Annotated in this window: 24 protein-coding genes; 8 read left to right on the top strand and 16 right to left on the bottom strand. The window is 52.7% G+C overall.

Annotated elements, in window-relative coordinates:
- Window positions 1-20: 20 nt before the first annotated feature.
- On the bottom strand, window positions 21-1,211 hold the full coding sequence (locus tag AAGR22_RS09520; RefSeq protein WP_345831362.1) for a serine hydrolase domain-containing protein: 1,191 nt from the start codon (window positions 1,209-1,211) through the stop codon (window positions 21-23).
- A 243-nt stretch (window positions 1,212-1,454) separates the two neighbouring features.
- Between AAGR22_RS09520 and treA the strand changes: the two genes are divergently transcribed.
- Window positions 1,455-3,116: an alpha,alpha-trehalase TreA gene (gene treA, locus AAGR22_RS09515; RefSeq protein WP_345831361.1), complete on the top strand. Its 1,662-nt coding sequence runs from the start codon at window positions 1,455-1,457 to the stop codon at window positions 3,114-3,116.
- 109 nt (window positions 3,117-3,225) lie between these two features.
- The gene (locus tag AAGR22_RS09510) at window positions 3,226-4,503 is read left to right on the top strand and encodes an MFS transporter (protein ID WP_345831360.1); all 1,278 of its coding nucleotides are present in this window, start codon (window positions 3,226-3,228) and stop codon (window positions 4,501-4,503) included.
- Window positions 4,504-4,569: 66 nt separating this feature from the next.
- On the opposite strand, the gene AAGR22_RS09505 is transcribed toward AAGR22_RS09510, so the two are convergent.
- Entirely contained in the window at window positions 4,570-4,821 is a 252-nt protein-coding gene (locus AAGR22_RS09505; RefSeq protein WP_067703340.1) for a GlsB/YeaQ/YmgE family stress response membrane protein, read from the bottom strand.
- Between the two features lie 183 nt (window positions 4,822-5,004).
- Here AAGR22_RS09505 and AAGR22_RS09500 point away from each other — a divergent pair, with 183 nt between their 5' ends.
- A complete protein-coding gene (locus AAGR22_RS09500) occupies window positions 5,005-5,742 on the top strand; it encodes a flagellar regulator YcgR PilZN domain-containing protein (protein ID WP_345831359.1) in 738 nt (245 codons plus the stop codon).
- Between the two features lie 64 nt (window positions 5,743-5,806).
- Here AAGR22_RS09500 and emtA read toward each other — a convergent pair whose 3' ends face one another.
- Window positions 5,807-6,400: a membrane-bound lytic murein transglycosylase EmtA gene (emtA, locus tag AAGR22_RS09495; protein WP_231877583.1), complete on the bottom strand. Its 594-nt coding sequence runs from the start codon at window positions 6,398-6,400 to the stop codon at window positions 5,807-5,809.
- Between the two features lie 320 nt (window positions 6,401-6,720).
- Between emtA and ldcA the strand changes: the two genes are divergently transcribed.
- Window positions 6,721-7,641 (top strand): muramoyltetrapeptide carboxypeptidase, encoded by a 921-nt coding sequence (ldcA, locus tag AAGR22_RS09490; RefSeq protein WP_345831358.1) that lies wholly within the window; start codon window positions 6,721-6,723, stop codon window positions 7,639-7,641.
- 15 nt (window positions 7,642-7,656) lie between these two features.
- Complete coding sequence (locus AAGR22_RS09485) at window positions 7,657-8,319, top strand: MBL fold metallo-hydrolase (protein WP_067703332.1); 663 nt, start codon at window positions 7,657-7,659, stop codon at window positions 8,317-8,319.
- Window positions 8,320-8,348: 29 nt separating this feature from the next.
- On the opposite strand, the gene AAGR22_RS09480 is transcribed toward AAGR22_RS09485, so the two are convergent.
- Together AAGR22_RS09480 and AAGR22_RS09475 are read right to left on the bottom strand one after the other, a co-directional pair.
- Window positions 8,349-8,753, bottom strand: coding sequence for a hypothetical protein (locus AAGR22_RS09480; protein WP_345831357.1), 405 nt, complete (start codon window positions 8,751-8,753; stop codon window positions 8,349-8,351).
- A gap of 124 nt (window positions 8,754-8,877) precedes the next feature.
- Window positions 8,878-9,102, bottom strand: coding sequence for a YgdI/YgdR family lipoprotein (locus tag AAGR22_RS09475; RefSeq protein ID WP_067703328.1), 225 nt, complete (start codon window positions 9,100-9,102; stop codon window positions 8,878-8,880).
- 104 nt (window positions 9,103-9,206) lie between these two features.
- Here AAGR22_RS09475 and AAGR22_RS09470 point away from each other — a divergent pair, with 104 nt between their 5' ends.
- Window positions 9,207-9,452, top strand: coding sequence for a DinI-like family protein (locus AAGR22_RS09470; protein WP_067703323.1), 246 nt, complete (start codon window positions 9,207-9,209; stop codon window positions 9,450-9,452).
- Between the two features lie 107 nt (window positions 9,453-9,559).
- Here AAGR22_RS09470 and AAGR22_RS09465 read toward each other — a convergent pair whose 3' ends face one another.
- From AAGR22_RS09465 to AAGR22_RS09450, 4 genes are all read right to left on the bottom strand, one after another.
- Window positions 9,560-9,769, bottom strand: coding sequence for a hypothetical protein (locus AAGR22_RS09465; protein ID WP_067703321.1), 210 nt, complete (start codon window positions 9,767-9,769; stop codon window positions 9,560-9,562).
- Between the two features lie 293 nt (window positions 9,770-10,062).
- Window positions 10,063-11,814: an amylovoran biosynthesis protein AmsF gene (locus AAGR22_RS09460; RefSeq protein ID WP_345831356.1), complete on the bottom strand. Its 1,752-nt coding sequence runs from the start codon at window positions 11,812-11,814 to the stop codon at window positions 10,063-10,065.
- 90 nt (window positions 11,815-11,904) lie between these two features.
- Window positions 11,905-12,249, bottom strand: coding sequence for a hypothetical protein (locus AAGR22_RS09455; protein ID WP_067703316.1), 345 nt, complete (start codon window positions 12,247-12,249; stop codon window positions 11,905-11,907).
- Complete coding sequence (locus AAGR22_RS09450; RefSeq protein ID WP_067703314.1) at window positions 12,246-12,713, bottom strand: glycoside hydrolase family protein; 468 nt, start codon at window positions 12,711-12,713, stop codon at window positions 12,246-12,248. Before AAGR22_RS09450 ends, AAGR22_RS09455 begins: the two co-directional genes overlap by 4 nt.
- Before the next feature lie 204 nt (window positions 12,714-12,917).
- Here AAGR22_RS09450 and AAGR22_RS09445 point away from each other — a divergent pair, with 204 nt between their 5' ends.
- Window positions 12,918-13,607, top strand: a complete 690-nt coding sequence (locus tag AAGR22_RS09445; RefSeq protein WP_067703311.1) for a S24 family peptidase — start codon at window positions 12,918-12,920, stop codon at window positions 13,605-13,607.
- A gap of 305 nt (window positions 13,608-13,912) precedes the next feature.
- On the opposite strand, the gene AAGR22_RS09440 is transcribed toward AAGR22_RS09445, so the two are convergent.
- The gene (locus AAGR22_RS09440; protein ID WP_067703308.1) at window positions 13,913-14,200 is read right to left on the bottom strand and encodes a phage holin family protein; all 288 of its coding nucleotides are present in this window, start codon (window positions 14,198-14,200) and stop codon (window positions 13,913-13,915) included.
- Entirely contained in the window at window positions 14,187-14,564 is a 378-nt protein-coding gene (locus AAGR22_RS09435; RefSeq protein WP_231877582.1) for a putative holin, read from the bottom strand. Before AAGR22_RS09435 ends, AAGR22_RS09440 begins: the two co-directional genes overlap by 14 nt.
- A gap of 466 nt (window positions 14,565-15,030) precedes the next feature.
- Between AAGR22_RS09435 and AAGR22_RS09430 the strand changes: the two genes are divergently transcribed.
- Window positions 15,031-15,507: a GNAT family N-acetyltransferase gene (locus AAGR22_RS09430; RefSeq protein ID WP_067703305.1), complete on the top strand. Its 477-nt coding sequence runs from the start codon at window positions 15,031-15,033 to the stop codon at window positions 15,505-15,507.
- A 284-nt stretch (window positions 15,508-15,791) separates the two neighbouring features.
- On the opposite strand, the gene AAGR22_RS09425 is transcribed toward AAGR22_RS09430, so the two are convergent.
- The 5 genes from AAGR22_RS09425 to AAGR22_RS09405 all read right to left on the bottom strand — a co-directional run bounded on the left by AAGR22_RS09425 (window position 15,792) and on the right by AAGR22_RS09405 (window position 22,198).
- The gene (locus tag AAGR22_RS09425) at window positions 15,792-17,099 is read right to left on the bottom strand and encodes a chromosome partitioning protein ParB (RefSeq protein WP_345831355.1); all 1,308 of its coding nucleotides are present in this window, start codon (window positions 17,097-17,099) and stop codon (window positions 15,792-15,794) included.
- Between the two features lie 705 nt (window positions 17,100-17,804).
- Window positions 17,805-18,020, bottom strand: a complete 216-nt coding sequence (locus AAGR22_RS09420; RefSeq protein ID WP_345831354.1) for a helix-turn-helix transcriptional regulator — start codon at window positions 18,018-18,020, stop codon at window positions 17,805-17,807.
- A 148-nt stretch (window positions 18,021-18,168) separates the two neighbouring features.
- Window positions 18,169-18,510 carry a hypothetical protein gene (locus tag AAGR22_RS09415; protein WP_345831353.1) on the bottom strand — a complete coding sequence of 114 codons (342 nt, stop codon included), beginning with the start codon at window positions 18,508-18,510 and terminating at the stop codon, window positions 18,169-18,171.
- 893 nt (window positions 18,511-19,403) lie between these two features.
- The gene (locus AAGR22_RS09410) at window positions 19,404-20,699 is read right to left on the bottom strand and encodes an aminotransferase class III-fold pyridoxal phosphate-dependent enzyme (RefSeq protein ID WP_345831352.1); all 1,296 of its coding nucleotides are present in this window, start codon (window positions 20,697-20,699) and stop codon (window positions 19,404-19,406) included.
- Window positions 20,700-20,722: 23 nt separating this feature from the next.
- Window positions 20,723-22,198: a GMC family oxidoreductase gene (locus AAGR22_RS09405; RefSeq protein ID WP_345831351.1), complete on the bottom strand. Its 1,476-nt coding sequence runs from the start codon at window positions 22,196-22,198 to the stop codon at window positions 20,723-20,725.
- Between the last annotated feature and the right edge of the window lie 118 nt (window positions 22,199-22,316).

Here is a 22,316-nt window from a genome sequence, read left to right as displayed (position 1 = left end):
ACCCCAACCAAAACCCAGCCTTACCCCGGCTCCAGCCCGGCATAAACGGCATCCCGTAGCTCGGTGACAAAACTGCCGGACATCCCTTCGTACAGCGTATTGGTTAATGCCACCACGCTTAGGCCCTGCTCCTTATCCACAAACCACGAATGACCATAAACGCCTCCCCAGCGCCAGGTACCGGCTGACTGCGGCGAGGCGGCCTGCTGAGGATCACGCAGAACGGCAAACCCCAGGCCGAAGCCGAAGCCCGGATTGTCGGGGAGGTTTATGCCGCCGGTCTGATCGCGGCCCATTTCTGCAACCAGATCGGCGGGCAATAGCTCTCCGCCCTGCTGGCGCAGCGTTTCCAGCAGGCGCATAACATCGCCTGCGGTGCCCGCCATACCCGCTCCACCCGAGGGGAAAGCGGACGGTTCGAAGATCCGCCCCGGGCTGAAGTGTACGCCGAGGGTCTCATCGTCAAAAGGAACGGTTTCCCCCTCTGCCAGCCGGTGCGGCTGCGGCGTATCGTTTACGTAGGGGGTGGCGACAGATTGGGTGTCGTGCATCACAAATCCGCTATCGGTCATACCCAGTGGACCCGTCACCAGATCCCGTACCGCCACATCCAGCGTCGTACCCTGAACGCGGGCGATCAGCGCACCCAGTACGTCGGTCGCCAGTGAGTAACGCCAGTCCGTACCCGGCCTGAACAGCAGCGGTACGCTGGCCAGCCGGCGGAGGTTCTCATCAAGGCTGATGCCGGAGGCATCCAGGCCGTCGGACACCCCTGCGCGCGCACAGGGGCCCTGGTTATCAGGCTCGGAAAAGCGGTAGCTTAGCCCGGCCATATGGCACAGCAGCTGTCGCAGAGTGATGGAGGCCGGTGCGCCATCGGCCAGACGTGGCTGGAATTCAGGGAGCCAGCGTTCAATGCCGGCGTCCAGATCCAGACGCGCCTGCGCCACCAACACCATTGCCGCGGTAGAGACAATCGGCTTACTGACTGACGCCAGCCGAAATACCGTCTCCAGGGTCATGGGTCGCGCGCTTTCGCGATCGGCAAGGCCCGCGGCCTGTTGGTGGACCAGCTCGCCATTGTGGGCGACCAGCACCACCGCGCCAACCAGCCGTCGCTCGTCCAGCGCCTGCTGCACGACGCCGCGAACGCGGTCAGCCAGGTTTGCCGGGGGAACACCCGTCGTCAGGGGAAAGGCGGAATTCGTCATGACAGAACCCTCATTATTTTCGGTAATATGCTGATGAATGGTTTCAGATTAAAGAAAAAACAGCGCCCGGGATAGTCCATCTGCCCGCTGACCGTATGACCTGCTGGTACTGCACCTGACGAAAAGCCGTACGGCTTCACACTTCCCGGCTTCGTGGCGGAAGGAATGCGAAATATCGACTAAAGTTCTTTTCAGGGTCAACTACTTACAGACTGGATTTGGTCTGGACATGGAGAACAACCAATGCAACAAGTCGAAAAACGTCAATGGCGGGCCATGCTGGTACTGCCACTGCTTCTCTCTTCCACGCTGGCCGATACCGCTTTTGCAAAGCAAAGCGACGCGCAGCAATCTATGCTGAGTCAGTCCCCCCAGCCGCCGGATATCCGCCTGGGGCCGCTGTTTCAGGCCGTGCAGTCGGCGAAGCTTTTTTCCGATCAGAAAACTTTTGCGGATGCGATCCCGAAGAGCGATCCCTCGACCATTCTTGCCGACTGGCAGATGCAGAAGAAGCAGCGTAATTTCGATTTACGCCATTTTGTTGACACCAACTTCACCCTTCCCGTCGACGGCGATAAATATGTCCCGCCTGCCGGGCAGAGCCTGCGCGAACATATTAATGGCCTCTGGCCGGTACTGACCCGCTCCGCCAGCCAGCCCGCGCGCTGGGATTCCCTGCTGCCGCTGCCAAAACCCTATGTGGTGCCCGGCGGCCGCTTCCGCGAGATCTATTACTGGGACAGCTATTTCACCATGCTGGGCCTGGCAGAGAGCGGACACTGGGATCGGGTCGAGGATATGGTGAATAACTTCGCCTCCCTGCTGGATAAATATGGTCATATCCCTAATGGTAACCGCAGCTACTATCTCAGCCGCTCACAGCCGCCCTTCTTCAGCCTGATGGTCGATCTGCTGGCGCAGCATCAGGGCGACGGCGTTTACACTCAATACCTGCCGCAGCTACAGAAAGAGTACGACTACTGGATGGCGGGCGCGGACAACCTTAAGGCGGGAGACGCGAGTAAAAACGTGGTGAAGCTGAAGGACGGCACGCTGCTTAACCGCTACTGGGATGCCCGCGACGTACCGCGCACCGAATCCTGGCTGGATGACGTCAACACGGCGGAGAAAGCTAACCATCGTGAGAAAGCGGGCCTTTATCGCGATTTGCGCGCGGGCGCGGCCTCCGGCTGGGATTTCAGCTCCCGCTGGTTCGGCACCCAGAACGATATCTCCACCATTCAGACCACGCGCATTGTACCGGTCGACCTGAATGCCCTGATGTTCCATCTCGAAAAGACCCTGGCGAAAGCAAATCAGGTCGCGAAACAGGCTGACGCCAGCAGGCATTACGACGCGCTGGCGAAAAAACGTCAGCAGGCGATCAATCGCTATCTGTGGGATGAGAAACAGGGCTTTTACGCGGACTACGACTGGCAGAAAGGTGCCGTACGTCCGCAGTTAACCGCCGCGACGCTCTTTCCTCTCTACCTTCAGGTCGCGACCGATAAGCAGGCCAGCCGCACGGCAGCCGTGGTGAAGAGTCGGCTGCTGAAAGAGGGTGGACTGGTCACGACCACCGTTAACAACGGCCAGCAGTGGGATGCGCCGAACGGCTGGGCACCGCTTCAGTGGGCGGCCGTAGAGGGGTTGAACAACTATGGTCAGCAGGCGCTGGCGAAGGATATCGGCATTCGCTTCCTGAAAAATGTTCAGACCACCTATGACAAAGAGCACAAGCTGGTTGAGAAATACGTGGTGGAAGGAAAAGGGCTCGGCGGCGGGGGCGGCGGTGAATATCCGCTGCAGGACGGCTTCGGCTGGACCAACGGCGTCACGCTGAAACTGATGGATCTCTACTGTCCAAAAGGCATCACCTGCAACAACGTGGGTGATATCAAATAAGCAGGTTCGGCAGCGCGTACCTCACGCGCTGCCGTCATAACGGCTTCCTGTTACCCAACAGCGTTTTTTTCTGTCACTCTTTCTCTTTTCACCTTCCCAGGCATTAACCATGCATAACGCAACTGCCCCCGTTCCGGATAAGAAAATGTTGATTGCCGCCTCAACAGGCAATTTTATTGAGTGGTATGAATTTGCTGTTTATGGCTTTCTGGCGACCATTATTGCCAAAAACTTTTTCCAGCTTGAGGGAGAAAGTGAACTGACCGGCCTGATCCTGACCTATGCCGCCTTTGCACTGGCCTTTTTCTGCCGTCCCATCGGCGCCATGATTTTTGGTCGTATTGGCGATCGCATTGGTCGAAAACCGACGCTGATTGCCGTGCTGCTGTTGATGACCTCTGCCACCTTCCTGATTGGCCTGATGCCCACCTACGCCGTTGCAGGCGTTGCCGCCCCGCTGCTGCTTACCCTGCTGAGGATGCTTCAGGGCCTGTTCGCCGGAGGTGAATTTGGCGGCGCGGTGGCCCTGATGACCGAGCTCGCCCCACCGGGCAAGCGTGGGCGCTACGGCGCATGGCAGTCCTTTACCGTGGCGCTGGGTCTGCTGGCGGGCGCGGCGACGGTGGCGGTTCTGGCCGCCGTGCTTACCAGCGATCAGCTCACGCGCTGGGGCTGGCGGGTGCCGTTTCTGCTTGCCCTGCCGCTTGGCGTGGTGGCGCTCTGGCTGCGCACTCAGCTGGAGGAACCGCCGGCCTTTGCTGCCGCGCAGCATACTCTACCTGCGCCCTTACCGGTGGTGGTAAAAGCCATCGTGCTGGGCATTGGCAGAATGATGGGCTGGTCGGCGGCGGGCTATACCTTCCTGGTGATTATGCCCTCGTGGCTGCAGACGTCATTACACGCCAGCTTTCAGCAGGCGCTGGCGGCGACCGTACTGGGTAATCTGGGCTTTGCCCTCACCATCCTGCCCTCCGGACGGCTGAGCGATCGCTTTGGTCGGCGACGCATAATGCTGCTGGCGATGGTAACGGTGATTGTATTCAGCTTTCCGCTGCTGGCGCTGCTCCAGCAGCCCACCACGTCAGTCTGGCTGAAAGCCCTGGCAGTGATGATGGCGGGCGGGGTGGTCGGTATCATCGCCGGGCCTGGCCCTGCCATGCTTGCAGAGATGTTTCCTGGCCGGGTACGCTATACCGGACTGGGGCTGGCTTATTCGCTCTCTAACGCGGTGTTTTCCGGCTGTGCCGGGCTGATTATTACCGGTCTGATAGCCCGGACGGGCAATGTGTTTATCCCCGCCTGGTACGTGACGCTGACCTGTATTATCAGCGCCATCGCCATTATGACCCTGCGCGCCGACGATCATCTGAAGCCACTGGAAACCTGATCCGTCGCAGACAGACAAAAAAAGGGAGACGTTTCCGTCTCCCTTTTTCATTCAATTGCGTATGCGTCAGCTTTTGACTTTGCGGTAGATCCACAGCACGACAATCGCGCCTACCACCGCCACGGCAAAGCTACCAAAGTTGAAACCGTCAACCTTGCCCATATGGAACAGCGTGGTGCTGATCCAGCCGCCGACCACTGCACCCACGATGCCCAGGATAACGGTCATGATGAAACCACCGCCGTCTTTACCCGGCATAATCCATTTAGCAATGATACCTGCGATCAGACCAAAAATGATCCACGATATAATACCCATTCCCTACTCCTTCCCTTGCTACATTTAGACCGCGTAAGTATAGGCTAAGATTCTAACCTTGTGATTTAAATCTAAAGTTTTTTTCAACTTTTTTATAACAGGTGTTAAGAAGTCATCAGAATCTGCCGATAAATTGCCGCAGAACTATTCAAATCTGGTTTCAACATTCATCAGGAGAGGGATGTGAAAGAGGAAGATAACGAGCAGTACCTCAAACGCGGCCCGCTGGCCGTGCTGGGCGTCCTGAAAGATCTGGTCAAAAATCAGACCCCGGTAATGGTGACTCATCAACGCGGCCAGTTTATTACCCGGTTGCTGTGTGCGGATCGCGAAAGGTTTATTGTCGATTATGGCAGTAATGATTATGACAATCAGCTCGCCGCTGAGGCCCGGCTGCTGAATATGACGGCGGAAACCGCCGGGGCGAAAGTTGAATTTGCCGTTTCTCAACTGACTATCACCAGCCATACCGGCCTGCCCGCCTTTACCTCCGGCCTGCCTGATGACCTGATGATGATTCAGCGCAGAGAGTTTTTTCGCGTAACCGCACCGCTCTCGCCGCTGTTCACCTGTTACGTGGGCTGGCCCGACGGGAGCGGACAGGGACGCCTGCGCCTGCAGGATATCTCGCTGGGGGGGATTAGCGTACTGGCAGAATGCCCGCTGCCGCCAGGTCTGGCAGAAGGTGAGCTGTTTAAAAACATGCGTCTGGAGATGGGGGAATATGGTCGCTTCGAGGTGGATGCCCGATTAGTGAACATTGGACAGCGCAGCGTGGTCGGCAGCAAAAATCAAACCGTTATCACGCCACGTTTAAGCTTTCGCTTCCAGAAACTTAGCGCCGACCAGGAACGTCAGCTCCAGCAGGTCATTTTCTCACTTGAGCGCCTGGCGCGCGATAAAGCGACCCGCTTTCAGTAGCTGTTATCACTCTGTCAGAGTTAAACCGGCGAGAGGATCCCCTTCCCGCCGGTCAACACAGGGTTCAGATAGTCCGGTAGGCGGTGGTGACTTTCCACAAATAGCGCGGTGCCTGCGCAGCGGGATGCTTGCTCTGAACGTGATGATAGAACGCTTCCGGCGTCATCGCGTTGATCATGGCTATTGCCCGGTCGCGATCGGGAGAGAAGGTGCGCAGCAGCGCGCCGGCCCCGTTGGCATAGGAAACGATCGTCGCGTAACGCAGCGTTTCAGGGTCGCGAATGCCCGCCAGCGACTGATCCTGCAAAATTTTCAGATAGGCGGTACCGATATCAATATTTTTCACCGGATCGCGCAGCTCCGAACTGCTTGGCTGACCGCGACGCCCCTGGACGCGATAGACTTCACGGCCGGCCGTGGAGGCTTTAATCTGCATCAATCCAATGGCATTCGACTTACTGACTACCGTTGGATTGCCGCCCGATTCCACTGAAATAATGGCATCCACCAGCTTCTGATCGATTCCGTAGCTGTGGGCCGCATTCTCCGTAAAGATCGACCACGCCTGCGCGACCTTTTGCGGTGGGGCCTTGGTTAATGGTGTTTGCTGTACGGTGACGGTCTGTTTATGGGGTTTGCTGGCACAGCCTGCCAGCAGGAGCACCCCTGCGATTGCAACGTAGTTAACGCTTCTCACGTTTTCATTATCCTTTGCGCCTTAGCCTGCGACCTATCATACCCGCCGCTGACCTGTGGAAAATTACCGTAACTCTGAATTTGCCGGGTCAGAGGGTGACTTAGGACAGGCTTTTAGTCATTATCGGGTTATTGGACCCCCGGTCTGCCAAAAAAATTCACTGGAGTCGGTATAAAAAGCAAACATTATGCAGCGCATGGCTCAACCCGACCACCAGCGGTAAGCGTAGCACACTGAAATGCGCCATTTATTCCACCCGTTAGAGGATTAAAGTGAAGATTATGTCCGTTACTCCGCGTTCTTTTCATCTGATTGCCCCTTCCGGCTATTGCCTTAATCAGGATGCCGCCCATCTGGCCGTCGATCGGCTGCGTGCCCAGGGGCATCAGGTGAGCCAGACGGAGGTTATTCCCCGACGCGATCGCCGTTTTGCCGGGACTGACGAAGAGCGCCTGCAGGATGTGAACGCTCTGGCAGCGCTGGCGACGCTGCCGGATATTGTGCTGGCGGTACGCGGTGGCTATGGCGCGTCACGGCTTCTGCCCCACCTCGATTATCAGGGTCTGGCCGCACGTCTTCGGGAGCAGCCCGTAGCGCTTTGCGGCCATAGCGATTTCACCGCGATCCAGCTGGCCCTGCTGACCCACGGCGTAAAGAGCTTTAGCGGCCCGCTGCTGGCGGGTAATTTTGGTGCGGAGGTGCTCTCTGATTTCACCCTCGATCACTTCTGGCGGGCGCTGACCTCGCCAGAATTCACCCTGAGCTGGCAAACGCCACCGCAGGACGTTGACGTTAGCGGGACGGTATGGGGAGGAAATCTGGCGATGATAACCTCCCTCGTGGGCACCCCCTGGCTACCTGCCCTCTCTGACGGCATCCTGGTCATTGAAGATGTAAATGAGCATCCCTACAAGATTGAACGCATGCTGCTACAGCTGGCCCAGAGCGGCATTCTGGCCCGACAGAAAGCCATAGTGACCGGCAGTTTTACCGCTGCAAATCTGAGCGCATACGATAATGGCTACGACTTTGACAGCGTCTGGACGTTAATCCGGCAGATAACCGGCCTGCCGCTGGTTACCGGCCTCTCTTTTGGCCACGATCGCGATACCGTCACGCTACCCTTAGGCGCCCACGGCAATTTGAAAGTAGAAGGTAACCAGGCTTCGTTAAGGTTATCAGGGCACCCTACGCTGCGTTAACTTCCCGGAGCCCCTATGAAGCAGTTATATGAGGACCTCTGGGTTTCCACGCCGGAGTTGTCGGCCTGTGAGACAGAATCAGAGTGGATGATGCATGGGTTTCTGTTGCAGCATGAGCGAGGCAACATGCTGATCTCCCGCGTTGAGAATGCTGACGATCACCAGACGATTGCCGGGCTTGGCGGGATAATCCGTCATTATCTGAGTGGCTGGCAGGAGGCCGGCCCCGGTGCGCGACAGCTGCAACAGCGGTTTAATTCCGCCCTCTACTGCCATACCCGGGCGCTCGGTCCAGTAAGCGCCTTTGTTGAAGCCGATGATACCTTCAACCTGGCAGAGGTACACTGCGGCAGCTTCCACCTGGTTCCGACGCCGGGCCATACGCCAGGCAGTACCACCTATCTTTATGCCTCCCCCTTCGGCAAAACCTATCTGTTTGTCGGGGGCACGCTGGTACGGGATGGCAATCGCTGGGTGACGCTGCAGTTACCCGAGAGTAACGAGGCCGATTTGCATAAATCGCTGGAGTTCTACCGGGCGCTGCGGCCAGACGTGGTGTTGATGAGCGTGACACGGGGTCATCCGGGCTGGTGCGAGGTGACCGTACGTGAGTGGCTGGCACTGCTGGATGAAGCCGAGCACCAGCCGCGGGATTGTCGCCAGCGGGTTATCGAGTAGCCGGGCAGGTTTTTTAACTGACTGAGGGGTCAGGATTCTACGTTTCCGGTCGCATCGGTGCGCTGCAGGGTGACTGCACCGTTCTCCCGTTCACTGCTGCGGCTGCAGGGCACCAGCTTTTTGGCCCCTTCGAAGGAGAAAAATGTCTCCTGATCCGCTTTATTAACGATCATCTGATCGCCGTTTCGAAACAGCACAATCGACACCCGCGTACCGCTGTCGGTGCTCGACTGCTGCTGCCCTGCGGCAATCTGGAAATGATTACCCGGCCACATCAGGGTAGTCAGGCCGTATTGTGCTTCGGTGACGGTCATGGTCTGACGACCAGGGCAGGTAATTTGAAACTCAGCGTTCATCGGTTGGGCATCTGGCGTGGCCCGCGCCGCAAAGGTGGCACTGACCAGCAGACAGCCCGCGGCGAAAATGCGAAACATGAGCAGCGTTCTCCGGAAATTTTCTCACTTAACGCAAATACTATGAGGGAAAAGTCCGTCACATGACACTGTCACCTTCGTGAAAAGGGACAAACCAGGAGTGTTCCTGGTTTGTCCGCACCCTCTACTTGTCCAGCGCGCTCATCTCTTTGATATCAGCCTGATTTACCGCCTGCTGCTTGCCGTTTTCATCGGTGTACAGCACCATACCGGTCGCTTTATCGACCTGCGGTTTACCCTGTACCACCAGCGTGCGCCCGTCGTTCATATGCAGAATATGATTGTTCGTACAGCCTGCAAGCAGCGTGCCGGCCATCAGAACGCTGGCCATTAACAGCATTTTTTTCATTTTTCATTTCCTGTTTATGCGTTATCCCGCCTGTATCATAATTTGATTGAAGGATGGTTAAAATAACTGTATTTTTATACAGCACAGTTAACCAGGATAAGTACATGTTTGTTGAACTGATTTACGATAAGCGCAACGTAGCGGGTTTACCTAATGCTCAACAGATGATTCTGGACGAGCTTGAAAAACGCATTCAGCGGGTTTTTCCGGAGGCGGACGTCCGGGTCAAGCCGATGCAGGCGAACAGCGTGAAAACCGATGCCAGCAAAAGCGATAAGGCCGTCATGATGAGAGTCATTGAAGAGATGTTTGAAGAAGCCGATCAGTGGCTGGTAACAGGCGAATATTAACGAGCAGAAGAGGTGCGCGACGACAGCTAACTGACCCGGCCTGCCCTTCAGCATGCAGCAGCCCGGTTACCTGATTTCATTGAGTGCAGTGAGTCTTAGCACTCCGCTCAGCGCGGTTGGTCTTTGTTACGCTCAGCGATTTCCGCATAGATCAGGTCATAGACTTTTGCCGCATGGGCCGAGCTGTCACGAAGCATCTGAATCGCATCCTCTAAGGTATGCGGTTCCATCTGGCCGACAATACGCCATCCCAGCGCGATATTTTTTGCCTCTTCCAGCCGATCGGGGTGGTTTTCAACAGACGCAGCTTCTGACACATCATTCTCCTGATTTAAGTAATGGTCCTATTTTACGACCCTTTTCATCTGGCTCAACCCCTGATTTATTCTAATGGCCAGGCTGCCACTTTTATAAACGCCTCTGGCAGAAAAACCACACAATTTCCCCCTGAAACAGAAATTTCGTCCACTAAAAACGGATTATTCCTGGAGGGTGATTCCGTACTATTTCACTCTTCTGCTATGTTCGCCAACACTTTTTGCGCACCGCGGCTTTATTTGCTGCAAAAAAAAACCGCCCTGGAGGGGCGGTTAGGTTCAGGCTGTAGCACTCAGTTATAGTAAGGGAACTTACGATCGGTACCGTTAATGTTGAGCGTAATGTAACCGCCCGGTGCGGTGCTGGCAGGTACCGCAGCATCCGCAGTCGCTAAGGTCACTACGCCATTTTCATTAGCCCCTATCCCCGCTAAACCATTATGCAGGCTGAGTCTTGCACTGGGGGTCACGGTACCCAACGTAGTGAGATCGGTCACCTCACTCAGGTCCGGGGTAAACAAGGAGCATTCACCGGAATCAAACCGCGTGGGGCCGGTGGAACGAAGATTAAACATGGTATCCCCGCTGCCGGCTTTGAGTTTTACCCATACCTCAACGATGTTTTCATAGCTGCGCTTATATTTGACATCAATCACCGACGTCGAGCCGCGATGAAACATATCCGCCCAGACTGAACTGACGCATCGCTGGAGGTTCAGCCAGGTCACCCCGGATGAAACAGCCTGCACCGGACTGGCTGCCGTGCCCGCCGGGTTAGTATTCGTCAGTTTACCCACGAACTCCAGCGTCCACTGCTGATTGACTTTCGGGAAGACGAATTTGCCAATGCGGAACCATTTATCACTGTCCGAAATATTATTCAGCCGGTAGCCGCTGTACCAGCCGGCCTTCATGGAGCCGGTCATCGTGGTGCCAAAGTTCTCCTCCCGGCGCCAGCCGGATTCGTAGCCTGACAGCCAGCGGTCGCTGGTGGTATCCATGCTGACCTTTGCACCCGCCTGCAAATTAAGCTGACGAAACTGCACCCGACTGTTGTTCATTAACAGCGGATTAGCGCAATCCTCCACGCTTAATGCATCGACAATCCACTGCCCGTTAGTGAGATCGCCGGGGAACCGCGTATGCTCAATCCAGACGTTGTGAATGATCCCCTGGGTCATGCGTGGCATATACAGGGTGGCATCACCATAGCCGGTCTGGAAGTTGGCATTACTCAGCTCAATTGCCGTTGCGTGATCCCAGACGCCATTCGGCGAGTTAGACCAACCCACTTCAAAAACCCGCGCATAGGTATTCTGGCTGTAGATTTGATCAAAGCGGGTATCCAGGGTGTCCAGCAGCTTGATGACGGTGCCGCCGTTATACTGCACGCGAAAGCAGCGGATATGCACGAACTCGCCCTCGATAGTGGTGTTTTCAAAAAATGGCTGCACGTTGGAGAGCATATCGGCGGTAATGGCCCCGCTGGTAGCGGTGATATCCGCGCTGGCCTGCCCGTTCCAGCTGATACCGCGAATAACGGTGCGCCGGGCATTGACTTTAAACACCGTATTGATCGACTTATCAGAGATAATTACCGTGCCCGGAGACACGCCGTAAGGGCTGTCGTCACCATAAAGCGCAAAATAAGGTATTTCGCTGGCCGAAAGGTCGATGGGCGAAATCAAAAATTTCCCCGGCGGAAAACGCACGCCAATATCTTTTGCGTTGATATCGTAGCTCTGCGACCAGCTAAACATCCGCCTGAAGGCGTCGCCGTCATCGGTTACGCCGTCGCCGCGTGCGCCAAAGTGATAGAGATTCACCTGCACGGGATCGTTAATAATACGCTTCCAGTAAAAGCTGCTGCCCTTCGCCACCGTTCCGCCGTCATCAGTCAGCGTGGTGGTGCCCAGAAAGCCGACAAAGTCGCCGCCGCCGTGAAATGACGAGTCTTTGTCGTAATAGCGTTTCAGGGCGGCGATGTCGCCAGCTTTCGTCGGTGCAGTGGTGCGCAGATCGGCAAAGCAGTTCACTTCGATCATAAAAACCTCCAGATAAAAGGAATAGTCGTACAAGGGGTGCCCACGGGGGCAGGTTTTGGGAACAGATGGAACGCGGTGAAACGAGGAGTATCAGTGATGACAGTCGAGCTTTTGACGCTCATCAGCCAGCGTCCGCTGGCGAACAAACTGCGCCATCACCGCCATGGCGACCATAAACGCGCCAATCAGGCCAAGATAATTTGGGGGGATAACGCTCTTAACGTCAGCGGGCAGCATCTGCCAGGCCTGCATGGCAGAATCGGGAAATGAGTGAACCCATGCGCTTATCGCGGAGCCAAGTGAAGCCAGCCACACCGACCAGGTTTTAAACAGCAGCCTGGCATGCAGTACAAACTCCACTGAGCTGTAGCGACGAATCACCAACAGCAGCAGCAGCGCAATCACTACGCCGCTCAGATAAAGGGAAAATTTCATAGCAGCCCCCGATAGCTTTCATAGCTGCCGCTGCGCATCACGTCCGCGTGTCGCTTCGCTCTGGCGGGTGTCTGCCTGGCCCACAGGCTGTTTAACATACCATCAGCAGCGGACGAAAAGTCTCCCCGGGCAATGGCGGCAAGCGTATTACTGAAGCCGCTCAGACCTTCCACTCCCATCTGATAAGCCATACTGTAAAGAATGTCTGAACGCGCGTCGTTACACTGATCCAGCGCACTGGCCAGCAGGGGACGTTGCTGCATCGCAAAAATCTTCCCCTCAACCAGCGTTTGCATCCACAGTTCACCGACCTGTCGGGGAACCTTGAAGATATAGCTGGTCAGAGAGGCGCCTTTCGGACCGATTTTGATGCCACAACCTACGGTGGGATAGCCTAACGAATCGATAAACGGTTCGTCCCGGTAGCCCTCTTCATACTTCAAAATGGAGACAATCTGGCTCATGATGAACCCCCTCTTTAACGTGAAAGATAACCGGTAGCATTTTTCGGGCACCTGTATCGGCGCGTTCAGGCTGTTAAAGAGCGGGATAATACGGCGCATCATTTTACGGGCAAGAAAAATAATGCGTTATACGCATATTAGGATGCCCCTTAAAAATGCGCAAGGCGCTTTGCGTGATACGCATAAAAAAGGTGTAATAACCCGATGAAACCTGGAGAAAGAATCAGACAGCTTCGTAAAGCTAATAACATGACCCTGCATGAGCTTGCCCTGCGGGTTGAAAGTGACGTGGGTAACCTGTCCCGCCTTGAGCGTGGCCGGCAGGGTTACAGTGATGCGTTGCTACAAAAAATTGCCGATGCCCTCACCGTGCCCGTTTCTGAGCTATTCTCATCAGGAGAACTAAACAATACTGGGGTTTTATCCAGTGTTGATTCGTTAACCAGCGTGAGGAGAGGTGATGTGTATCGTGTTGATGTTCTTGATTTTGCCGCCAGCGAAGGCGTGGATCCACCCGCCAGAGAAGTGGTAGAAGTCATTAAATCCATTGAATATGTCAGAAATGAGGCAAGCGTAATTTTTGGCAATAAACCGGAAGCGTACGTTAAATTAATCAATGTTCGTGGCGACAGTATGGAAGGCACTATTGAGCCAGGCGATCTGATTTTTGTTGATGTCAGCGTGTCATCCTTTGACGGGGATGGCATATACGTTTTCGACTTCAACGGAGACACTTTTGTTAAGCGTTTACAGAAAGTTAAAACGGAACTTTATGTCATATCCGACAATCCCCGTTATAAAGAGTGGACCATATCTCATCACGAAATGGCGATGTTGAACGTAGCGGGTCGCGTGTTGCTGAGTCAGTCACAGCAGTTCCGGCGCCATGGTTAACCCCCCACAGAGGTCCCGGTAAACGGGCCTCTTTATATTCCCACCAACATATGCGCTTGACGCATATCAATTCAGCTTCCAGGCTTATCTTACCTTCACCCTAAAAGAGAGCTTGCCGATGAACTCACGCCAACGCCGCGCACTGCGCTACAAAGAAAATTGTAAACGGCTCGACAGAAAAATGACGCAGGCGCTAACCGGATGCTCGCCCCGGGTTTATAAAGCCCTGTCTCTGCCTCCGCCGGAAAAATAAAAAAAACCTGTCGCCAGCAGGCTGCGGCGACAGGATAAGGTTTTAATCAGGGCTATTTATGCTGCCTGAATACGGCAAATACCACCGCAACGTTGCCGCTGGCGCGGTATACCGCGGCGCAGATCAGCAAATTAATGGTGATAATTGCCCATGACGTATGTTCATAATGATCGAAAAAGAAGCGGAAAGGCACCGACGCGTAGGCCAGAATCATCAGATAAGCGAGCCAGGATGCCCATTTTTGGTATGAAGACCCCTCTCTGCGGAAGGACATTAGCCGTAGCACAATCGCCATACAGATCGCCACATTGGCAATGACCAACGGATCACTTATTACCATGATATCCTCCTCGCCAGCGAGCCAGCCAGATAACCGGATTCTGTTGATTAATAAAGGTCAGGGTTTTAATCGCCAGTGCCGAGAGCAGAATGGCCCCCAGCCCATCCAGCGGACGATCGCTGTAACCCAGGATCTGTGCCAGCTTTGCGCCCGCCAGCCCTGACCCAAACACCCCTACGATCATTGAAACCAAAAAGTAGGCGGCACGCACCAGAAGTCGCATATCAGATGCGCTGGCGACATAAAAAACCGCGCCCGCAAAAGCGCCAAACAGCACGCTGTAGTTGACCAACCCCGGATGACTTTCCAGGCCCGTTCCCGCGACCGCAGCCGCGCCAGTACCAACTGCTATCAAATGCCCGATCATACTGCCCCCCTTGTTACTGCAATGCCCTGGTTGCCAGAGATAAGTACCCCGTTCGGCGTCGTTATGGTAACGACTTAAGGCTGTCATCTGACAAAACGCTTACGGGACAGGAACGTCACGCTACGCCAGCTTTATCAGTTCGACGAATGGTTAGGAAATGTGTAATAAGGCCAGATGTGGTATATAAAGTAAGCGTCAGGTGAGTGGCCTGCGCGTTCTTAATTAGCATGCTTTTAATGTAGATCGATAATTGCGTACGCGTGAGCGTGAGAAACTGATAATTTTAACCCGTTGTTCCCGCTTGAAATCATGCCCTGAAACTCAGACCGGGGATCATTGTGATGTCGCATCCGGCGATTAAGAATGGATGAGTCATCAACCGGTTCCCCTGCCCCACCACGCGGGGGGGTATATCCACAATCTGAAGGATGAAACGTACGGATTGAGAAAATAAGGAGAGGAGATGGAGATAAGACTGGCCTCACCCGATGAGGCAAACGCGCTCTGGCGCATCCGTAACCTTGCCATCCGTTATGGATGCAAAGACGTTTACGGCGCATCAACGATCGGTGCCTGGACGCCCGATGCCATGCCCGCCGGTTTCCCACGCACCATTGCAGACAATCCCTTCTATGTCATCGATGCGCCCGGGGGGCGGATTCCGGTTGCCACCGGCTTTCTGGATCTGAAACAGCAGAGCGTGGAAGCGATTTTTACGCTGCCGGACTTTATGGGCCGAGGGCTGGCCGGTCGCATTTTGCAGGCGATCAAAGATGAAGCCCTGAAAAGGGGAATACGCAGGCTGACGCTCGATTCAACGCCGAATGCCTGTACTTTTTATCAGCGGCATGGGTTTCGCGTGGTGCGTGAAGGTATCTATCACTCTCCGACGGCAGGCGAATTGAGCAGCGTGGAGATGGCGTGCGACCTGACGGAGTGAGGCGTTAGCAGCAGGATAAAAATTTAGATTAAAGTTTCCGTAATTCAAACCGATGTAGATTCTACTTATCCTTAACGCTGACATGATGCTGTGTATTTCATCAAACCCATCGAGTTCGCTCTGCTTACCCTCACTCTGGTCTACTGCTTTGCCATGTCCTCATGGTTCTGGTAATCAGATAAAGGCTGAGTGGGGATTATATCGCGCTGACAGGCGTAATAGCGGATATCCGTGACTCAACCGTAACGGATATCCGTGGTTTCACTTGATTAACCATGGCTCTGTTATTCCTGCTTACCCTTATCCTCAAGCGTTAATACCTCCCGAATCTCAGTGCGCAACAGCCTGATATTTGCCCAGCTCTCGCTTCGGGTGCGCCCAGCCACCGCTAAAAACTCATCCATGCTTATCCCCCGCTCCTCACGGGTTTCGGCCGCCACGGTACTAAAACGCTCAAACATCTCTTCCTTCACGTCCGCATCGCCAAACCAGCCATCCAGCCATCGCCGCAGCGATTTCGAATCCCCACTGGCTTTTCTCTGCACGACTCGAGCCCGCTTAGGCGGAAGTACCACCACAACTTCCGGCTGTTCCACGTCATCCGCAGCCCACAGATGGGCATACTTCGACTCCAGCAGCGTATATTCAGCCTTATCGCCAAAAGCCGCTGCGGCGCAGGCCCACACTTTAATGCCGCTGCTTCTGATCATGTCGGTCTTAGCTAAAGGGTATTTAGCTGCCGGATAAGGCTCCACAGCGTGCGCCCCTGACGTGCTGCCCTTTCCGGCGGACATCCGATACTGTCCAACGATGGTCAGGATTTCCCTGAGTTTTTCCTCCGACACCATCAGCGTCCTTGTGCCGCCGGAGATCTGATTAACCTCCGCCTCGGCAATCAGCTCCACCAGGCGTCGGGCGCGGGTAGCGTTAAAACTGAGAATGGAATCATCACGGGTAAGCTTTTTTTTACCCATCGCTTTTACCGCTTTCAGTCGCGCCCTGACAATGCTTACCGCCAGGTTGCCGTACTCATGCGAAAGTGCCAGGGCGGTTGTCGCGGCGATCTCGCCCGTTCGTACCATGGCGATCAACTCTTCATCGCAGGCTAAAAGCGTGAGATGCCGGGTGATATCGCTCCGGGAACGGTTAACGCGCCTGGCTATTTCCGCGTTGCTCAAACCAAGGTTATGCAGCCGCAGGTAAGCGACCGCCCGCTCCAGTGCGCCCAACGGTTTACTCTGGACGCGGGACAGCATCAAGATCAAACGATCTGCTTCCGTCCCGCTCAGATCTTCACAGGCAAGATGCGTTATATTGAAACCCGCCTCAATGGCCATCACCGCCCCATAATAGCGATGATGTCCATCAACGATCTTCACCCCCTTTGCAGTAGCCTTTACGGACAATGGCGGCACAGGTTCCCCGGCGAGAAAAGCGTCGCGGAAAACCTGAATCTGATCCCAGTCAATGTCACGAATGTTGTAACCCGGCTCAGCATAGAGTTCGGCAATGGGCACCTGCCAGGTTGGGACCGCACTGGCTTTCAGACCATGCGGGTCAGAAGATTTATACAGCTGAGAAAGTGTTGTCATTTGCTTACCGTCTCCAAAAAAGAGTTAACATCAGCGGCGCAATCAACACGCAGGACGTACGGCTATCGTGACAGGAAAGTCATTTCAGGAACCGGTATTCGCTGCCCTGTTTTTCACCACGGACCGGTAATTGAGGTTTTACGTCGCAACTGCCTGCAGCCTGAGCGATCGCGCCCACGTCACCACGACGATTGCATTGTTATCCGCAATGCCTGGGCACGGCCTGCGGCTTAACAGCTGGGTAGAAAAGCCGCAGCCAGACCCTGTTCACGCCGGTGAAGCACGCAAGACATGGCCTGGGGGAATACAGCCAAACAGCGGTGATATTTCTATTCTGGACTGCAATTCAGCCCGATGCCTGCTGCTGCTGCGCGGTTCAGGTGGAATGAATAGCTGACGCAGCTATTCCCTTTTTGAAGGGAAAAGGCCTGAAGCGGGCTACGTTAACCTTGTCGTGCGGGCTCAACCAGAAGAGGACGGATGTGAAAAAAGGAGAAAAGAGTAATAAAAAAACTGCCGGGAGGGTGAAGACCCAGCAGCTGAACTTTCCACGATAATCGTGATAAGGAAATGCATAAAGACAGAATGCCAGACGTTATTTAATAACCTAATAAGCCGGTCAACGCGTTTAAGTTCAGGCCAAAATTTTCTATAGCATGAACGATATGATTTTTGTGAAAATAATCTGAAAACTTCATTTTCTCACTAGCCTTTGTCAATCAGGATTTCCGCAGATACGTCCAGCGCCTGTGCGATGCGCACGAGGCTCGAAAGGCTAATATTACGCTTGCCGTTCTCAACCTCACTCAGATAGCTTCTGTCCATATGTGCCAGGTGGCTGAGGTCCAGCTGACTCAGCCCTTTTCGTCGCCTGAGCTGACGTATTGTCACGCCCACTCTCAACAGCAGAGATTTGTACATAGGGTTTTCCATTTTTAACATTCACTGAGAATATTTAAGGCAAAACCTGATTAGGTACGACAATCTTTAATCAATCAAATCGCTATTAGAGCAAGCTAAATCAAAGTGATAACGGGTCACAATTAACGACAGGGAGTCTGGAAGATGATTAATCCTCCAGAATATTACTGAACCGCTTTTCTGAAACCCGCTCCTCTGATTCAGCTTGCACAGTATGATAGTGATATGGCTTGCCCGGATCGGTACTTGCCCGCCTGACTTTACCATAGTCTTTCAGCCAATCCGTGTAGACGGCCAGCAAATCATCAACATCCCTGTGCGGCGGGACATGGCAAAGAAAGAGCTGAGCATCATGCTTGGTTAAGTGATGAATATACAAATCCTTTTTAGGTAGAACGCTCTCTTCTTCATAATATTCAACAACCTTAATATGGTTAAATTCAACCAAAGGCCAGCGTGATAAAAGTGTGAAAAACTGCATTTTTTCCATTTCAGCCCCCAGACGACTTAAGATGTTATTTGAGACTTTCCTTATAAAGAAAATAATAATAAGTGGTACTATATTCACTGGTCACTTTGTTATTCGTTATACAGATGGTAAACATAGGGTTTATCACTAAGGTTTATATTTTAGTGGCGGACCCTTTTTATGCTAAACATGTAATCACTTTCTACCCATCACAGGAGAACCTGTAGACTATATACTACACCCCACCTTAGCAATCCTTATCCGCTCTCAATTTGAGCAACAATACAGCAAGATCCCGATAAAGTGGCTTTCATCAGTGTAATATGCTAAAAAAAGCTGCGTGGAAGCGCGATTGACACCATAAAACCCTATAAAATCTAAATAACTCACCTAATAAGTTTTTTAACCTAAACACTGCTTGGCACTATATTTTAAAATGGCCTGAGATTTATTAGTGATATAGTCAACACCGTGACTTATATCATTTCAAAGTGAGTGCGAAAATTAGTTAAACAAAAAATCAATAGACCGCTAAATAAATAGATCAGGTATTGACGAGATTAACTCAGTAAGTGACCGGAAAGATTTTTGATACTCTTTACATGAATGAGAATCATTACTGGCTAAAGTGGGCGCTGGTTGCTAACTGGCAGAGCACACGCCTTCTGACAGGGCATGCGTGGCGTGTGGGCAGTGATACTCTCCAGGCCCGGTAATTACTAAAGCCGTCCGGAGCATGACGGAGCCTGTGAGATAAAGGCCCTATGGCTTACAGATCACCCTCAAATCGTTACCGCCTGATTTCGGGGTGCAATGATAAAGGGCTCACCGAAGCGCGCCCTGTAGTTGTTAGATGAAGGTTTATAGAAAGTTTCTTCAGATGCACGGCCATCTTAATTTATAGCCGGTACATCTTAAAAGAGTCCTCCCTTATTTGGCTGCACGGCCCGTTCTATATCATGCGACATATTATCTTCGAAAACGGCACCAAATGCAGCGCGCGCATACCCCTCACGCAGAGATAGATTCAGGCCATTACTACCTGTACCGGTAAAGTCACAGCTATGTTTAATGCTGCTTAGCGCTTTTTTAAAAATCGCGACTGCATAAGATTTTTCCTCATAGCCAAAAGAAAAATTAACCATGTGCGTTCCATTACACTCCATCAATACCCCACCTTCAAAGCAAGCTGAAGTTACTGTATTAGCGATAGCTGCACTGGAAAAGACGGTTTTAAACATCAGCGGAGCGCCTGTTACCCATAAGGGTACGTCAGCGTCATTTGCAGCCTGCTGTAATTCTGTCATCAGGTCGGACCCAATGGCAAGCGCTGCCGGGTACGGGTCCTGCTCTTTAATAAGGCGCAAAGCGGTAAGGCCGGCTGCCATTGGCGTCACTTCCTTATTATAGGTTCCTGCCAGACCAGCTGCATCATAACTATCGATGATATCCGCTTTGCCCATAACGCATGACAATGCTAAACCATTAGCCAGCCCTTTACTAATAACAACCAGATCTGCTGGTACACCAGAGCCATTAAGACCCGCTGCGCCATAACGAAGTCCTGACATAACCTCATCCAGAATAAAAGGGATCCCTTTCTGCAGACATAATTGGTACATATTTTTAAGATGGTCTACCGAATACCATCCCGGTTCTGGTGTCACGATGACTCCTGCGATGCGCTCCTGGCCTTGCTCAAGTAATTTAGACAATATGTCCAGGTTATAGCCAAAATGGAAAATATCGCATTGGGCATCCCAACCAGGCTTATCGAATTTTCTGTGCCAGTCGTGCCAGCCATGGTATCCGCTCGATAAAATCAGGCGTCTGCCCGTATAAGCCCTGACCATTCTTACTGCAGCAGTTGTACCGTCAGATCCGGTACGAAAGAAAACGGCTTTTTCGGCTGCTGGATATCGTTCAATAATACATTCTGCTAACGAAATTCTTTGAGGTGAAAGTGTTGTGGGGAAAATGGCACCTCTTTGGCTAATCTGCTCGATAATACTGGCATTGATCTCATCGTTACAGTAGCCGAATAACGCAGTACCGTTCGAAGATGTCATATCTAATATATCCCGACCATCACAATCCTTCAGCCAGGCTCCTCTTGCGCTCTGAACCACAAAAGGGGGATGTGAATCGATATCGTATTGACGTGCAGCAGTAACTGAAAGAGCTTTATGTAATAACTTTTCATTATTCATTTTACCCTACCTGTATTTTAAGATTAGCTTATCGCTTTCGCCATCCGTCTTGCATTAGCCATAATGGTATGCGTAGGATTCCAGTTGCCTGCAAAATTCATCACTGAGGCATCCATAACGTAGATATTATCGTAACCGTGGACTTTGCCATAAGGATCTACTACGGAATTCATTGGGTTTCTCCCTGCACGTGCCGTTCCATGCAAGTGAGAGCTCCCTTTTTGGTAAACAGGTACCTCACGCTGTATATAACTGGCACCGGCCTCACGTAGAATATCCTCAGCGCGTGCGGCTAAAAAATCTAAACGCGCGATATCAGTGTGAGTGTTTCTGTAATTAAATCTGATTAGAGGCATACCGAAACCATCCACATTATCATCAAGAATAATTCTGTTATATGACCAGGGTTCCTCCCCGGCCAGATAATGTAATCTTAAACAACCAATGTTATTTTCTGGTAAAGGTGACGCTGCTTCATAGAGTAAGCCGCCCAGGCCAGTGGGTGCAGCGGAAGACTGGAAAAAATCATCTGTATATATTGTTGCTGGTGCGCCAGGGTGTTTTTTACCGAGCTCTGCATCATTTTTCCATTCCGGGTTTGAACCCACGGTATATCCGCTAACCTTGAATGACAGGCCCCGGCCCACCAAATCATATTCATTCCCAATTCCTCGTCTGGCAAGGGAGGATTTTGACCGAAGTAATAGTGAACCGGATTGAATGGCGTTACCGCAGCAAATTAGTTTATGTACGGGTATAATAAGGTGTTCAGCGCAAAAGGGGATGTAACATTCGAGTGCATGCGCATGACCTTCATTTGATAACAGTATTCTTTTAACCACACATCCATAAAGGACGGTTATATTTCCCTTGAGATATGTCCCATCAAGCAGAGAGAGATTCATCACGGAAGCTTTGGCACCCTGTGGACATGAGCGACTATCACAGGCACTGCAGTAACCACATCCTGCTCTTCTGCCAGGGGGGGAAATTGCCAGGGGTATTTTTTGTGGCTGGTAGCCGAGTGATGACATCGCATTTGCAATATTGCGTCCTCTGGCACTGATCGGATAGGCACGGTCATTGCTCATATTTAATAAATTCTCGATGTACCCGTAATGCTCCTCCAGATCATTAATCTCAATAGGCCAATCCATTTGAAGATCTGATTGCAGATATCGGCTGGCACGCATGTCTGGTTCACGATATCTGAATGTAATGGCAGAATAAAACTGCATTCCGCCTCCTACGCAACATGCAGTCCATGGATTTCCGTCCCTTGTCCCATCTCCCGATAGGCTTCGGCTAAAAATTGACTGATGTTCAGTTAATATTGCACCTGGGGAGGCGACAGATCCCAGTTCTAAAATAAGAACATTATCACCCTGCTCCGCCAGAGTATTAGCAACGGTCGAACCAGATGGCCCCGAGCCAATGATGACAGTATCGAATTGTTCAAATCGCCCTTTGAATGTCACAACATGTTGTATTTTAGCCATAAGTACCTTCAATCGGCCCTGACCAATAGCAGCCCGGAGTAGTAAAACAATAAATTATTGATTTTCTTACCGTTGGCGCTGCCGGAAGATGACGAGTTCCATCAAAGACGTAGTGTAA

Origin of the sequence: Erwinia sp. HDF1-3R (genome assembly GCF_039621855.1) — a bacterium.
In the GTDB taxonomy this organism is placed as follows: Bacteria; Pseudomonadota; Gammaproteobacteria; order Enterobacterales; family Enterobacteriaceae; genus Erwinia.
This window is presented reverse-complemented; position numbering and strand designations above follow the sequence as displayed.

Bases quoted from the DNA above. Each gene is read 5' to 3' on its own strand.
- AAGR22_RS09520 (WP_345831362.1), bottom strand. From the start codon at position 1,211: ATGACGAATTCCGCCTTTCCCCTGACGACGGGTGTTCCCCCGGCAAAC.
- treA (WP_345831361.1), top strand. From the start codon at position 1,455: ATGCAACAAGTCGAAAAACGTCAATGGCGGGCCATGCTGGTACTGCCA.
- AAGR22_RS09510 (WP_345831360.1), top strand. From the start codon at position 3,226: ATGCATAACGCAACTGCCCCCGTTCCGGATAAGAAAATGTTGATTGCC.
- AAGR22_RS09505 (WP_067703340.1), bottom strand. From the start codon at position 4,821: ATGGGTATTATATCGTGGATCATTTTTGGTCTGATCGCAGGTATCATT.
- ldcA (WP_345831358.1), top strand. From the start codon at position 6,721: ATGTCCGTTACTCCGCGTTCTTTTCATCTGATTGCCCCTTCCGGCTAT.
- AAGR22_RS09485 (WP_067703332.1), top strand. From the start codon at position 7,657: ATGAAGCAGTTATATGAGGACCTCTGGGTTTCCACGCCGGAGTTGTCG.
- AAGR22_RS09480 (WP_345831357.1), bottom strand. From the start codon at position 8,753: ATGTTTCGCATTTTCGCCGCGGGCTGTCTGCTGGTCAGTGCCACCTTT.
- AAGR22_RS09475 (WP_067703328.1), bottom strand. From the start codon at position 9,102: ATGAAAAAAATGCTGTTAATGGCCAGCGTTCTGATGGCCGGCACGCTG.
- AAGR22_RS09470 (WP_067703323.1), top strand. From the start codon at position 9,207: ATGTTTGTTGAACTGATTTACGATAAGCGCAACGTAGCGGGTTTACCT.
- AAGR22_RS09460 (WP_345831356.1), bottom strand. From the start codon at position 11,814: ATGATCGAAGTGAACTGCTTTGCCGATCTGCGCACCACTGCACCGACG.
- AAGR22_RS09455 (WP_067703316.1), bottom strand. From the start codon at position 12,249: ATGAAATTTTCCCTTTATCTGAGCGGCGTAGTGATTGCGCTGCTGCTG.
- AAGR22_RS09450 (WP_067703314.1), bottom strand. From the start codon at position 12,713: ATGAGCCAGATTGTCTCCATTTTGAAGTATGAAGAGGGCTACCGGGAC.
- AAGR22_RS09445 (WP_067703311.1), top strand. From the start codon at position 12,918: ATGAAACCTGGAGAAAGAATCAGACAGCTTCGTAAAGCTAATAACATG.
- AAGR22_RS09440 (WP_067703308.1), bottom strand. From the start codon at position 14,200: ATGGTAATAAGTGATCCGTTGGTCATTGCCAATGTGGCGATCTGTATG.
- AAGR22_RS09430 (WP_067703305.1), top strand. From the start codon at position 15,031: ATGGAGATAAGACTGGCCTCACCCGATGAGGCAAACGCGCTCTGGCGC.
- AAGR22_RS09425 (WP_345831355.1), bottom strand. From the start codon at position 17,099: ATGACAACACTTTCTCAGCTGTATAAATCTTCTGACCCGCATGGTCTG.
- AAGR22_RS09420 (WP_345831354.1), bottom strand. From the start codon at position 18,020: ATGTACAAATCTCTGCTGTTGAGAGTGGGCGTGACAATACGTCAGCTC.
- AAGR22_RS09415 (WP_345831353.1), bottom strand. From the start codon at position 18,510: ATGGAAAAAATGCAGTTTTTCACACTTTTATCACGCTGGCCTTTGGTT.
- AAGR22_RS09410 (WP_345831352.1), bottom strand. From the start codon at position 20,699: ATGAATAATGAAAAGTTATTACATAAAGCTCTTTCAGTTACTGCTGCA.
- AAGR22_RS09405 (WP_345831351.1), bottom strand. From the start codon at position 22,198: ATGGCTAAAATACAACATGTTGTGACATTCAAAGGGCGATTTGAACAA.